This is a genomic window from Streptomyces sp. NPDC021622 (genome assembly GCF_040640795.1).
Classification (GTDB): domain Bacteria; phylum Actinomycetota; class Actinomycetes; order Streptomycetales; family Streptomycetaceae; genus Streptomyces.
This window is the reverse complement of record NZ_JBFACK010000006.1, coordinates 1-12,344: the sequence shown is the minus strand read 5'-3', so window position 1 is coordinate 12,344 and position 12,344 is coordinate 1. Positions and strand designations below refer to the sequence as shown.

Sequence of the window (12,344 nt, the reverse complement as noted above, 5' to 3'; positions counted from 1 at the left end):
GCCCTGACACTGCCCTACCTTCGTCGCTTGGGGAATCGCGCAACCATGCTCAGGTATCTGCCGTTCCTGCTCGTCCTCGCGGTGTGGATCTACGCCTTCATCGATGTCCTGAACACTCCGGAGAAGGAGGTCAGGCATCTGCCGAAGGTGGTGTGGGTCATCATCGTGCTGCTCTTCGGCGAGGTGCTGCTCGGGCCGATCGCCTGGTTCGTCACCGGCAAGGTGCGCAACGCTCCGGGCGGCGGCAGTTCCGTACGCGGCGGGCGCGGCGGGCAGTGGGTGGCGCCGGACGACAACCCCGAGTTCCTGAAGTCCCTGCGGGACGAGGACCCGGACGAGAAGAAGAAGGACTAGGGGCAGCGAGGGCTGATGGAACTGCGGCTGCTGATCACCTTCGAGAAGGTCGCGACCGTCCTGAGCTTCACGCAGGCCGCCGCCGAGCTGAAGTACGCCCAGTCCAGCGTCACCAGCCAGATCCGCTCCCTGGAGTCCTCGCTCGGCGCCGAGCTCTTCGACCGGCTCGGCAGCCGGATCCGCCTCACGGCCGCGGGCGAACGCCTGCTGCCGTACGCGCGGCAGATCATCGAGCTCGCGGACGAGGCGCGGGCTGCGGTCGTCGACGCCGGGGAGCCGAGCGGCGCGATCGCGGTCGGCACGATGGAGTCCCTGACCTCCTACCGCCTGCCGCCGCTCCTCGAGCTCTTCCACCACCGCTACCCGAAGGTGCAGCTCTCGCTGCGGCCCACCCTCGGCGACGAGACGCGTCAGGCGCTGCGCCAGGGCACGTACGACGTGGGATTCCTGATGGAGCGGGAGACCGCGCACCAGGGCCTGGAGACCGAGGTGCTCGCTCAGGAGCCGCTGGTGCTCGTCTGCTCGCCGACGCATCCGCTGGCCGCGCACGGGGCCGGTTCGGACGGGGCCGGTTCGCTCGCCACGGGTGATCTGGCGGCGGTCCAGCTGGTCGGCACGGAGCCCGGCTGTCCGTACCGCGACCTCTTCGAGGACGAGCTGCGCGAGCGCAACGGCGCACCGCCGCCGTTCATGGAGTTCGGCACGATCGAGGCCACCAAGCGGGGTGTCGCCGGTGGCCTCGGGGTGGCGCTGCTGCCTCGGATGGCGGTGCGGGACGAGCTGGCTTCGGGGGTGCTCGTCGCGCTGCCGTGGGAGCCGCCGTTCGTGCTGCACACGCAGTTGGCGTGGCGGTCGGGGAAGCGGCTCCCTGCCCATGTGCGGCTCTTCATCGAGCAGACGGTGCGGCTGGTGCGGGAGCAGGCCGCGGAGCCGGTGAACTAGCCACCGTCCTCGGCGACTTGGCGCGGTTGATCTTCAGGCTGGCGAGCACGATCAGCGGTACGCCGAGTGCCTGGACCAGGCCGATGTGGTGCCCGTAGACGGCCCAGTCGGCGACCATCGCGACCGCCGGGTAGGTGAACGCGAGCACCGCGATCTTGGCGGTGGGGAGCTTGGCGTACGCCGCGTACATCAGGACGTACATCAGACCGGTGTGGATGACGCCGAGCCCGACGAGCCAGCCCCAGCCCGTGCCCGTGCCGCTCATCGCGCCGAAGTCGGCGAAGGGCAGCAACAGCGGGATGCCGACGAGGACTTGGACAAGGGCGATGAGGTGCGGGCGCACCCCGGCGACGCGCTTGGTGACGAGCGTGGAGAGGCCGTAGAGGAGGGCCGCCAGGAGCGCGAAGCCGATGCCGGCGAGCGAGCCGAGGTCGCCGGGCCGCACCCCGGAGACGAGCACGAGCCCCGCGAACGCGGCGGCAAGCCAGCCCAGTTGATGCTTCGTCAGCCGCTCGCGGAAGATGACGGCGCTCATCAGGACCAGCAGGAACGGCTGCGTGTGGTAGACGACCGTGGCCAGGGAGATCGAGGTGGCCTCGTACGCCTTGAAGAGGAACACCCAGTTGAAGACGATGAACGCCCCGCCGAGCGCGGCAAGGCCGAGCTTCTTCGGGGTGAGGCCGTGGTTCTTGAAGTAGCCGCGGGCGAACGCGTACGCCCCGAGAGCGAGGGCGCCGAACAGGACGCGGAAGAAGACGACGTTGAAGGCCGACGCGCCGGACTCGACGACGAAGATCCCGAGGGTGCCGGAGAGCACCATCGCGGCGGTGAGCTGGGCCGTGCCCTTGTTCTCTGAGGTCATGCCCATGAAGCTACGAGCGGGCGTATGCCCTGGTCCACGCGCCAGTGGGGCGTCCTGCCGATGGGGCCATCGGCGGGGACGATGGGTCCCGACGATGGCGTGTACCGAAAGGTGTGTACCGAAAGGTGTGTCCATGGATCAGGCACAGGCCCGCGCATGGCTCGCGACCGCCGTCGACGAGGCCCGGCAGGGGCTCGCGGAGGGCGGCATCCCGATCGGCGCCGCGCTCTACGGCGCCGACGGCACGCTGCTGGGGCGCGGGCACAACCGGCGTGTGCAGGACGGCGATCCGTCCCTGCACGCGGAGACGGCGGCGTTCCGCGATGCCGGACGGCAGCGCACCTATCGCGGCACGACGATGGTGACGACGCTCTCGCCCTGCTGGTACTGCAGCGGCCTGGTGCGGCAGTTCGGGATCTCGCGGGTCGTGGTGGGCGAGGCGGAGACGTTCCACGGCGGGCACGACTGGCTGGCCGAGCACGGCGTGGAGATCGTCGTGCTCGACGATGCGCGGTGCGCGGCGATGATGAGGGAGTTCATCGCGGCGCGTCCGGAGCTGTGGAACGAGGACATCGGGAAGTAGCGGCCGAGTACGCAGCGCAGCCGACGATTACCCGCGGGTAACTTGACGTACAGTGCTGCACTCAGCCCAGGCAACGAAAGGACCCGTCCTCATGGCCGCCCCACGCCGCCTTCGCGCCGCACTGCTCCCGCTGGCCCTGGCCGTCTCCGCGGTCACCCTCACCACGCCGAGCAGTGCCGCGCCGAGCACCGCCGAGCAGCGCCCCACCTGGGCCATCGCCCACCGCGTGCTGACGACGGGCGGAGTGACCACGGCGCTCGGGAACGGGGCCAACGCGCTGGAGATCGACGCCACGGCCTGGAAGCAGGGTTGGTGGGCGGACCACGACGGCACCCTCACCAGCGCCGGCGACACCATGTCGGACATGTTCGACCAGGTGGCCAAGGAGCACGACGGCGGGCGCCAAGTCTCCTTCGTCTGGCTGGACATGAAGAACCCCGACTGGTGCGACAGCGCCGACCCCGAGTGGCGCCACTGCTCCGTGGCCGCCCTGCGGGACATGGCGCGCGAGAAGCTGGAGAGCAGGGGCATCCGGGTGCTCTACGGCTTCTACGGCACGGAGGGCGGCCGCGGCTGGAAGAACGCCCTCGGCGCCCTGAACTCCAAGGAAGCCGTCAGCTACAGCGGCGCCTACGCCGACGTCCGGGACGGCTTCGCCGAGCACGGTCCGAACGTCCCCGGCAGCCAGCGCGTGATGGACAACGGCCTGTTCAACATGGCGCTGAAGTTCGGCAGCATCCGGCAGGAGCTGGAGGCAGCCAGGAAGCCCCGGGATGCCGGAGAGCTCGCGCAGACCGTCGGCTGGACGGTGGGCAAGGGCGACGGGGAGCGCGCCGCCACGCTGCTCGACGCGTCCGACGGGAGCGCCGCGGTGGACAGCCTGATCTACGGCAACCGGATGTCGTGCTACCCGGACGGCGTCAGCGGCCTGAAGGGCTGCGGCACCGACGACAGCGGCGTGCGGGAGTCGCTCTCGTACATCACGGACTACGTCAAGGCCCACCCGGACACCCGCCGCATGGCCACCCCGGCGGACATCCCCTTCGGCAGCTGACCCTCCGGACGCCCGCCGGCGGAGGAGAGTGGTCACCATGACGACCTCCTCCGGAGAACCCGCCAGGGACGAGCCCCGCATCCCCACCATCGACCTCCGGCCGTGGCTCACGGGCGGCCCGGCGGACCGCGCCGCCGTCGCGCGGACCGTCGACCGCGCGCTGCGGACAGCCGGTTTCCTGCTGGTCACCGGCCACGGCGTGGACCCTGCCCTGCGCACCCGCATCCGCGCGGCGGCCCGCGCGTTCTTCACGCTGCCCGCGCCGGTCAAGGAGCGCTACGCCGCGAAGGTCGGCGGCCGCGGCTGGCTCGGCCCCGGCGCCGAGGCCAACGCCTACTCGGAGGGCACCGAGACGCCGCCCGACCTGAAGGAGTCCCTGACCTTCGCGACCGACCGCCCCTTCGACGACCCGGCGGTGAACGCCGAGTGGTACGAGCCGAACGTCTGGCCCGCGGAGGCCGCCGGGCTCAAGGCGCTGTGCGCGGACTACCTGTCCCGGATGGAGGAGCTGACCAACCGGCTCCTGACCCTGCTCGGCGAGGCGCTCGGCGAGGAGCCCGACTTCTTCACCCGGCACATGAGCCACCCCACGTACGGCTTCAACATCAACTGGTATCCGGGCACGGACGTCGTCGGCACACCCCGGCCGGGCCAGTTCCGCATCGGCCCGCACACCGACTTCGGCACGGTCACCGTCCTGGACCGGCAGTCGGGCAAGGGCGGTCTTCAGGTCTTCACCGACGCCGGGGGCTGGGCTGACGCGCCGTACGACCCGGACGCCCTCACTGTCAACATCGGGGATCTGATGGCCCGTTGGACCGGCGACCGCTGGCGCTCGGGCCGCCACCGGGTGCTTCCGCCGCCGGCCGACGCACCGGCCGAGGAACTGATGTCCCTGGTCTACTTCGGCGAGTGCACGCCGGGCACGCTCGTGGAGTCGGTGCCCGCGCCGGTGGGGCGGGTCGCGTACGAGCCGGTGGACTCGCACACGTATCTGCGGGCCAAGCTGGACTCGATCACGGTGGCCTGACTCATCACTCGGCGGCGCGGTACATCTCCCGCAGCTCGTGCCAGCGGTCCAGGCTCCACGTCGACCAGTCCTTCGGGTGCCCGTCGAGCGCGTCGACGAGGAACTCGAAGTGGTTGTGCCAGCCGGCCAGGCAGTCGAGGCGCAGCTCGTCGTCGCCGGTGAACTCGTTGGTGAAGCGGACGGTCGTGCCGGTCTTCCCGGCGGCGAGCTCCAGATGGAAGCGGCAGCGTCCGTGCAGGTCGATCGTGTACTCGGCGACGTGTTCGACGTCCCAGGCGGTGATGTGCCCGGAGTGGCTCGCCGCCTCGCCCCCGTTGAGCCAGCGCAGCGTGACCGCACCGCCGAGCCGGGGTTCGAGCACGTCGGCGGCGGCCAGCCACCCCGGAAGTCCCTCCGGGGTCGCGACCGCCGCCCAGACCTCCTCCACAGGGTGGGGAAGGTGGATCTCGTAGTGGAGGTGCTGGGTCGGCCCCCCAGTACCGGTGGAGCCCTCCGTCCGGCTTGTGCCCTGCCCGATCGTCGCGTTCATGGCACAAGCCTGGCCCGGTACGTCCCGTTCCGCACCCCCTGCGACTGCTTACAGGACTACTGACGGGACCACTGACAGGACTGCTTACGGGCGCTGGCCCGCCTTGTCGACGACCGTCCGCTCCAGGACCGCGTTGCGGCCGATCACGTCACCCTTCTTGGTCCCGTCCGGCAGATCCTCCACCGCGACCTGCCGCTCCCCGAGGAACTGCTTCGTCTCCTTGTCGAAGATCAGCTCCTGACGCTCCCCCTGGTCCTCGCGGGCGATGGCGACGCCGTGCCGCCCATCGGCGTCCACCGCGTCGTCGATCAGCTTGACGCCGGGGATCTTCGAAGCCGCGAGGTAGAGCGCGGCCGCCTGCTTGGGCGGCATCAGCGACTCGTAGGAAAGGTCGCCGACGAGCACGAAGGTGGCCTGGTCCTCGCTGGAGCTGCCATCGCTCTCCTTGTGGAGCCAGTCCAGCATGTTGACGGGGTCGGTCGGCAGCTTCTCCAGGTTGCGGTAATTGGTGTCGGACGGCATGGGCGGCCCCTCCGCCTTCAGGACCTCGTGGTTGAAGCCGTTGGCGGGCTCGTGCAGCAGGTCGTCGTGCTTGCCGTCCACCGAGAGCCAGAACTCACGCGGGTGCACGGGATCGAGCTTGGAGGGCTTGCCCTCCTCCATCTCCAAGTAGCCTCCCTTGCTCTTGATGTACACGTACTGGTCGTCGCGGATGTCCTTGGGCACGGGCTGCTTCTTCGCCGCCGCGGCAATGTCCTCCAACATCTGCACGGTCTCCTCCGACGGCGCGGCCTGCGCCGACTGGCCGCCGAACGGCGAGGTGACCAGCACGCCCGCCGCGACGGACGCGACCACCGCTCCCGCGATGAGCGCGGGGCGGAACCAGCGCTTGGAGGTCTTCTTCGGCGAAGCCGCGGACGCGGCCCCGCTCTGCCGGATCTCTGTCAACAGGTGCTCCCTGAGCAGGTGATGACGGCCCGGCGGAAGGTCGCGCTCGGGAAATTCACTCATCGGTTTCCCTCCCTGATGGGCCTGACCGCGGTGGTGCGGCCATCTCTCATCTGTCCGCGCCCGGCAGGCGGTTCCATATGTTTCGCGAGTTTTGTACGGGCCCTGGAGAGCCGGGAGCGCACGGTGCCGACCGGGATGCCGAGCGCATCGGCGGCCGCGGCATAGCCGAGCCCCGACCAGACGCACAGGGCAAGCACCTCACGCTCGGGACGGCGCAGGGCGTTCAGCGCCTTGCGTACGAGAGCCAGTTGCTCCTTGTCGTCGATGCGCTCGGCGACCTCGTCGGCGAAGTCGGCGACGGTCTCGTCACGCGGCAGGCGCGCGACGGCCGCCGCGTGCCGCCGGGTCGCGCGCCGGGCGTTGCGCGTCACGTTCGTCGCGACGCCCAGCAGCCACGGCCGCAGCGAACCGCCGTCCTCGTCGACCCTGCCGCGCAGCCGCCACGCCTCCAGGAAGGTCAGCGAGACGGCGTCCTCGGCGGCCGACCAGTCGCCGGTCAGGCGGTAGGCGTGGTTGTAGACGGAGCGCGCGTACGCGTCGAAGAGCTCGCCGAAGGCGTCCGCGTCACCGTCCCTGATACGGACGCGTAAGGCTCTGAGGCGTGCCTGATGTTCCCCCTGATTCATCTCCACACCCCTTATCTGTCCGTACGACGAAGGCCGGTTCCCGTGGCCTGGATCACATGGATCACAGGTCACGGGAACCGGCCTCAACAGGCAACGGCGGTACGGGGGTTCAGACCCCGGCGTACGAGTGCTTGCCGGTGACGAAGATGTTCACGCCGTAGTAGTTGAACAGCCAGCAGCCGAAGGCGATCAGGGCCAGGTAGGCGGCCTTGCGGCCCTTCCAGCCCGCCGTCGCGCGGGCGTGCAGGTAGGTGGCGTAGGCGACCCAGGTGATGAAGGACCAGACCTCCTTGGGGTCCCAGCCCCAGTAGCGGCCCCACGCGTCGCCGGCCCAGATGGCGCCCGCGATGATCGTGAACGTCCACAGCGGGAAGACGGCGGCGTTCACGCGGTAGGAGAACTTGTCGAGGCTGGCCGCGGCGGGCAGCCGCTCCAGGACGGAGGTCGCGAAGCGGCCGGGCTGACCGCCGCTCGCGAGCTTGTTCTCGTAGGAGTCGCGGAAGAGGTAAAGGATCGTCCCGACGCCCGCCAGGTAGAACGTCGCGCCGCAGAAGATCGCGGTGGAGACGTGGATCCACAGCCAGTACGAGTGCAGGGCGGGAACCAACTGGTCGCTGGCGGTGTACAGGACAGTGACGGCGAGGCCGAGATCGAGGAGGACCGTGGTGATCAGCGGAAGCCCGAGCCAGCTCACGTTCTTCTTCAGGGCGAGCAGTACGAGGTACACACCGACGGCCATGGTGGAGAAGGTGATGTTGAACTCGTACATGTTGCCCCAGGGGGCCCGCTGCACCGACAGCGCGCGGGTGAGCACACCGCCGAACTCCACGAGGAAGGCGAGCACGGTGAGGGACACGGCGATACGGCCGTAGAGATCGCCCTTCTCGTCACCGGCCGCCGCACCGGGACCGTCCGGCACATCGCGTGATCCGCTCACGGACCGGGTGACGACCTTGGGAGCCGCCTTCGGCCGCTCCAGGACGGCGGTGCCGCCCTTGGCCTTGACGGTGACCGCGGGCGCCTTGGCCTCGGTGTCGGCCTTGGCGGTCAGCGCGGCGGCCGTGCGGCCGACCTTGCTGCGGCTGCCGAAGATCCACTCTGCCATGTGCGCGAAGAAGGCAAGGAGGTAGACGGCCATCGCGGAGTAGATCAGCACATTGCTGATGTTCGCGAGGTTCTCGTTCGGTTCGGCGGCGAGGGTGGTGGCGAGATTCACTTCTCAGCCCCTTCGGCAGGAACAACATCGGGGGTGGGGTCGGAACGGTCCGGGTCGGCGGGGTCGGCCGGGTCAGGCGCGCTGGGCGCCGTCTCGTGAAGGTGTGCGGCGAGGTCGGCCAGTTCTTCGGGCAGCTTCGCGGACTCGCTGCGGCCGAGCCCGGCCATCTCGACGACGGTGACGCCGTCGGCGCCCGGCACGGCCCGCACCCACACGCGGCGGCGCTGGATGAACAGCGACATGGCGAGCCCGACGATGGCGGAGACCGCCCCGACGAGCGCCCACATGCTGCCGGGCTGCTGGGAGATCTGGAAGGTGGCCCAGCGCTTGATGTCCTTCTCGAAGGTGATCGAGCCGGCCCCGTTCGGAAGCTTCATCGTCTCGCCGGGCCTGATCCGCTGCTTGAGCAGCTCGCCCTTGGAGTCCTCGAACTTCGTCATCTTGCTGGTGTCCAGCTGGTACACGTTCTGCGGCAGACCCGAGTCCACGCCGAGGCTTCCGTGGTACGCGGACAGCGCGAGCACGGGATAGTCGAGCGCGGGGAACTGGGAGAACATGTTGCCCTGGCCGGAGCCCGCGAACGTCGGCACGAAGAAGGCGTTGAAGCCCAGCTGCTCCTTCTTGCCGTTCTTGTCGCGGTAGCCGTCGAGGACCTTGATGGCGCCGGTGGCGGTGCCGTTGGAGTCGATGGGCAGCAGCGGCACGGACGCCTTGTAGACGACCTTGCCCTTGCCGTCGCGGACCGTGACGGTCGGCGCGTAGCCCTGGCCGATGAGGTAGACCTTCGAGCCGTCGACCTCGAGCGGCTTGTTGACCTCGATGGCCTGCTTCTTCTCCGGGCCGTCGGCACCCTCGGTGTAGGTGACGTTCGCCCGGTAGGTGCGGGCCGTCCCCTTCTCGGGGCCCTTCCGCTCGAACGACGACTCGAAGCTGTCAAGGCGGAAGCTGAACGGCGCGAGCTCCTCGGTGTCGAAGAGGCTGCCGGACTTGAAGTTGTCGTACTGGGTGAGGGTGTTGGAGAACCCGTCGCCCTGGACGACGAGCTTGCCGCCCTCGGACTTGAACAGCGCGCCGACGGCGAAGGCCACCAGGAGCACGATCAGCGAGATGTGGAAGAAGAGGTTGCCGGCCTCGCGCAGATAGCCCTTCTCCGCGGCGACGGAAGCGCCGGCCGCGCCCTGACGGCTGGTGAGGTCCGCACGGAAGCGGCGCCCCTTGAGGAGCGTCAGCGCCGCCTCGTGCACCTGCTCGGGCTCGGCATCGGTGCGCCAGGTGGTGTACGCGGGCAGCCGGTCGAGCCGCTTGGGGGCGCCCGGCGGGCGGCCGCGCAGCTGGCCGATGAACTGCCAGGTGCGGGGCACGATGCAGCCGATGAGGGAGACGAAAAGGAGGATGTAGATCGCCGAGAACCACACGGAGCTGTAGACGTCGAACAGCTGGAACTTCTCGTAGATCGGCGCGAGCGTGGTGTGGGCCTTCTTGAAGTCGGCGACCTTCAGCTCGTCGATGCTGGTCTGCGGGATCAGCGAGCCGGGGATCGCGCCGAGCGAGAGCAGCAGGAGCAGAAGGAGCGCGACCCGCATGGAGGTCAGCTGGCGCCACATCCAGCGCACCCAGCCGACGGCCTCGCGGCCCGACCAGGCCAGCCAGCCTGCGGCACCGGGCGCCCGCTTCCCGCCGAAGGAGCCGGGCATCGCCCGGTCCACGGGGGCGGTGGACAGCTGGGCGCCCGCGGCTCCCAGGTCCTGCGCGCCCTCGTCCGTCGCCTTGCCGTCGTCCGTCGCCTTGCCGTCGTCCGTCGCCTTGCCGTCGTCCGTGGCCGTGGTGTTCGTCTTGGTGTCGCTCATGGATCAGATCCCCACCGTGTAGCCGTTCGACCAGACCTGCATCTGCTGCACGATGCCGTCCCACACGCCGGTGACGAGGAGCAGTCCGGTCGCGATCATCATGATGCCGCCGATGCGCATCACCCAGACGTAATGCTTCTTGACCCAGCTGAACGCGCCGAGCGCCTTGCGGAAGGCGATGGCCGCGAGGATGAACGGGACGCCGAGCCCCAGGCAGTACGCGACGCTCAGTATGGCCCCGCGGCCCGCGCTCGCCTGGTCCAGGGCCAGGGTGTTGACGGACGTGAGGGTCGGCCCGACGCAGGGCGCCCAGCCGACGGCGAACAGCGCGCCCAGGACCGGGGCGCCCGCGAGCCCGGCGGCGGGCTTCTTGTGGAAGCGGAACTCGCGCTGGGACAGCCAGGGCATGAGCCCCATGAAGAAGATGCCGAGGACGATCATCAGCGCGCCGAGCACCTTGGTGATGACGTCCTGGTAGTCCTGCAGGTTCTGTCCCGCATAGCCGAAGAGCGCGCCGGTGGAGACGAAGACGGCGGTGAAGCCGAGCACGAAGAGACCGGCACCGGCGGCCATCCGCCCCCGCTTGGCCTCCGCGAGATCGGTGCCGCCGACCCCGGTGACGTACGAGAGATAGCCCGGCACGAGCGGCAGTACGCACGGCGAGAAGAAGGAGACGAGACCGCCGAGGAGGGCGACGGGCAGCGCGAGCAGCAGCGCCCCGTTCATCACGGTCTGGTTGGGTTCGCCGACGGCGGCGGCGAGATGAGACATCACGAGGAGATCACTTCTCCGCGATCAGCGGGTCGATCATCTTGCGCAGCTTCTTCTCGTTCAGCGGCTGCTGCGAGCGCGCCGCGACCTTCCCGTCCCGGTCGATGACGATCGTGGAGGGGATGTAGTTCGGGTTGAGCGTGCCCTTGGGGAAGCGCAGCATCAGCTTGCCCATCGGGTCGTGCAGGCTCGGGTAGGGGACCTTGTAGTCCTTCTCGAAGGCGAGCGCGGGGCCCTTGTCGTTGTCGCGGGTGTTGATCCCGACGAACTGCACGCCCTCGTCCTCGGTGTCCTTGGCGACCTTCACGAAGTTCGGCGCCTCGGCCCGGCAGGGCGGGCACCAGGAACCCCAGACGTTGAGGACGACGACCTTGCCCTTGTAGTCGTCGAGGCTCAGCTTCTCGCCCTCGAGGGTCTTGCCCTCGATCTTCGGGCCGTCCTGGCGATCGCCCTTGCCGAGGGTGGCGATGCCGTCGGAGCCGGCCACGAAGTTGGTGTTGCCCGAGCCTCCCGACGTACCGCCGGAGCCGCACGCCGACAGGGTCAGCGCGGCGACCGCGGCCCCAGCGCCCAGAAGGGCGGCGCGGCTGCGGCTACGGCTGCGGTCAGTGCTGTGGGGGGCGCGGCAGGCGGCACTCATGTGAAAAGTTTCGCATGTCTGTTTCGGGGATCTTCCGCACCCCCCGCGGTAGCGGAAAGTCCCATTTCAGGCGGCCTTTCCGAGCCCCTTCCAGCCGCCGCCGGGACGCTGTCCGACGTCGAGGCCCTGGAGTTCGGCGAGCACCTTGGGGTCCTGGACGTCGAGCCAGTCGACGAACTGCCGGAAGGAGACGAGGCGTACGTCCTTCTTGCCGGCGATGTGCTTGAGGGCTTCCTCGACGGCATCCATGTAGATGCCGCCGTTCCACTCCTCGAAGTGGTTGCCGATGAAGAACGGCGCGCGGTTCGTCTCGTAGGCCCGCTTGAAGCCGGCTATATAGGCCTCGGTCGCCTGCTTGCGCCAGCCCGGGTAGTTGGCCGGCGGCGCCTTCGTGGAGTTCTGCGACTGGTTGGCGAGGATGTTGTAGTCCATCGAGAGGACCTCGAAGGAGTGCCCGGGGAACGGCACGGCCTGCAGCGGCAGATCCCAGATCCCCAGCTTCTTCTCGGGCCAGCGCTGACGGCCGCCGGGCGAGGACGCGTCATAGCGCCAGCCGAGCTTCTTCGCCGTCGGCAGCAGATTGTCCTGGCCGAGGAGGCAGGGCGTGCGGCCGCCGATGAGTTCCTTGTCGTAGTCGAAAGGCAGCGACGGCAGATCGGTCCAACCCGTATTCGTACGCCATTCCTTGACGAAGGACTTGGCCTGGTCGATCTCGTCCTGCCACTGCGCGGGCGTCCAATTGCCGACGGTGCCGGTGCCGGCGCAGAAGTGCCCGTTGAAGTGTGTGCCGATCTCATGGCCCTCGAGCCAGGCCTGGCGCACGTACTTGAGGGTCTCCTTGATGTGACCGTCGGTGAGATAGCCGATGTCGGACGCGCC

13 protein-coding genes and 1 pseudogene are annotated in these 12,344 nt (G+C 69.3%); 5 read left to right on the top strand and 9 right to left on the bottom strand.

What is annotated here, in order from left to right; all coding sequences use genetic code 11:
• Nucleotides 1–27 precede the first annotated feature (27 nt).
• A complete protein-coding gene (locus AB0G47_RS13260) occupies nt 28–354 on the top strand; it encodes a PLD nuclease N-terminal domain-containing protein (RefSeq protein WP_360768077.1) in 327 nt (108 codons plus the stop codon).
• A gap of 15 nt (nt 355–369) precedes the next feature.
• Nucleotides 370–1,296 carry a LysR family transcriptional regulator gene (locus AB0G47_RS13255; RefSeq protein ID WP_360768074.1) on the top strand — a complete coding sequence of 309 codons (927 nt, stop codon included), beginning with the start codon at nt 370–372 and terminating at the stop codon, nt 1,294–1,296.
• Here the strand turns inward: AB0G47_RS13255 and AB0G47_RS13250 are convergent.
• Nucleotides 1,241–2,158 carry a DMT family transporter gene (locus AB0G47_RS13250; protein ID WP_360768071.1) on the bottom strand — a complete coding sequence of 306 codons (918 nt, stop codon included), beginning with the start codon at nt 2,156–2,158 and terminating at the stop codon, nt 1,241–1,243. The two genes, AB0G47_RS13255 and AB0G47_RS13250, sit on opposite strands and share 56 nt — an antisense overlap.
• 133 nt (nt 2,159–2,291) lie before the next feature.
• Here AB0G47_RS13250 and AB0G47_RS13245 point away from each other — a divergent pair, with 133 nt between their 5' ends.
• From AB0G47_RS13245 to AB0G47_RS13235, 3 genes are all read left to right on the top strand, one after another.
• Nucleotides 2,292–2,741: a nucleoside deaminase gene (locus AB0G47_RS13245; RefSeq protein ID WP_360768068.1), complete on the top strand. Its 450-nt coding sequence runs from the start codon at nt 2,292–2,294 to the stop codon at nt 2,739–2,741.
• Nucleotides 2,742–2,832: 91 nt separating this feature from the next.
• The gene (locus tag AB0G47_RS13240) at nt 2,833–3,795 is read left to right on the top strand and encodes a phospholipase (RefSeq protein WP_360768065.1); all 963 of its coding nucleotides are present in this window, start codon (nt 2,833–2,835) and stop codon (nt 3,793–3,795) included.
• A 37-nt stretch (nt 3,796–3,832) separates the two neighbouring features.
• On the top strand, nt 3,833–4,825 hold the full coding sequence (locus AB0G47_RS13235) for a 2-oxoglutarate and iron-dependent oxygenase domain-containing protein (protein WP_360768062.1): 993 nt from the start codon (nt 3,833–3,835) through the stop codon (nt 4,823–4,825).
• A 4-nt stretch (nt 4,826–4,829) separates the two neighbouring features.
• On the opposite strand, the gene AB0G47_RS13230 is transcribed toward AB0G47_RS13235, so the two are convergent.
• The 8 genes and pseudogenes from AB0G47_RS13230 to AB0G47_RS13195 all read right to left on the bottom strand — a co-directional run.
• Nucleotides 4,830–5,354, bottom strand: a complete 525-nt coding sequence (locus AB0G47_RS13230; protein WP_360768059.1) for an SRPBCC domain-containing protein — start codon at nt 5,352–5,354, stop codon at nt 4,830–4,832.
• Nucleotides 5,355–5,438: 84 nt separating this feature from the next.
• Nucleotides 5,439–6,365, bottom strand: coding sequence for a CU044_5270 family protein (locus AB0G47_RS13225; RefSeq protein ID WP_360768057.1), 927 nt, complete (start codon nt 6,363–6,365; stop codon nt 5,439–5,441).
• Nucleotides 6,362–6,991, bottom strand: a complete 630-nt coding sequence (locus AB0G47_RS13220; RefSeq protein ID WP_360768054.1) for an RNA polymerase sigma factor — start codon at nt 6,989–6,991, stop codon at nt 6,362–6,364. Before AB0G47_RS13220 ends, AB0G47_RS13225 begins: the two co-directional genes overlap by 4 nt.
• Nucleotides 6,992–7,100: 109 nt before the next feature.
• On the bottom strand, nt 7,101–8,207 hold the full coding sequence (ccsB, locus tag AB0G47_RS13215; protein WP_360768052.1) for a c-type cytochrome biogenesis protein CcsB: 1,107 nt from the start codon (nt 8,205–8,207) through the stop codon (nt 7,101–7,103).
• A complete protein-coding gene (locus tag AB0G47_RS13210) occupies nt 8,204–10,054 on the bottom strand; it encodes a cytochrome c biogenesis protein ResB (RefSeq protein ID WP_360768049.1) in 1,851 nt (616 codons plus the stop codon). Before AB0G47_RS13210 ends, ccsB begins: the two co-directional genes overlap by 4 nt.
• Before the next feature lie 3 nt (nt 10,055–10,057).
• Nucleotides 10,058–10,825 carry a cytochrome c biogenesis protein CcdA gene (locus tag AB0G47_RS13205; protein ID WP_360768047.1) on the bottom strand — a complete coding sequence of 256 codons (768 nt, stop codon included), beginning with the start codon at nt 10,823–10,825 and terminating at the stop codon, nt 10,058–10,060.
• Nucleotides 10,826–10,835: 10 nt separating this feature from the next.
• Nucleotides 10,836–11,465: a TlpA disulfide reductase family protein gene (locus AB0G47_RS13200; RefSeq protein WP_360768044.1), complete on the bottom strand. Its 630-nt coding sequence runs from the start codon at nt 11,463–11,465 to the stop codon at nt 10,836–10,838.
• 66 nt (nt 11,466–11,531) lie between these two features.
• A pseudogene (locus AB0G47_RS13195) lies at nt 11,532–12,344 on the bottom strand (hypothetical protein); the annotation flags it as partial.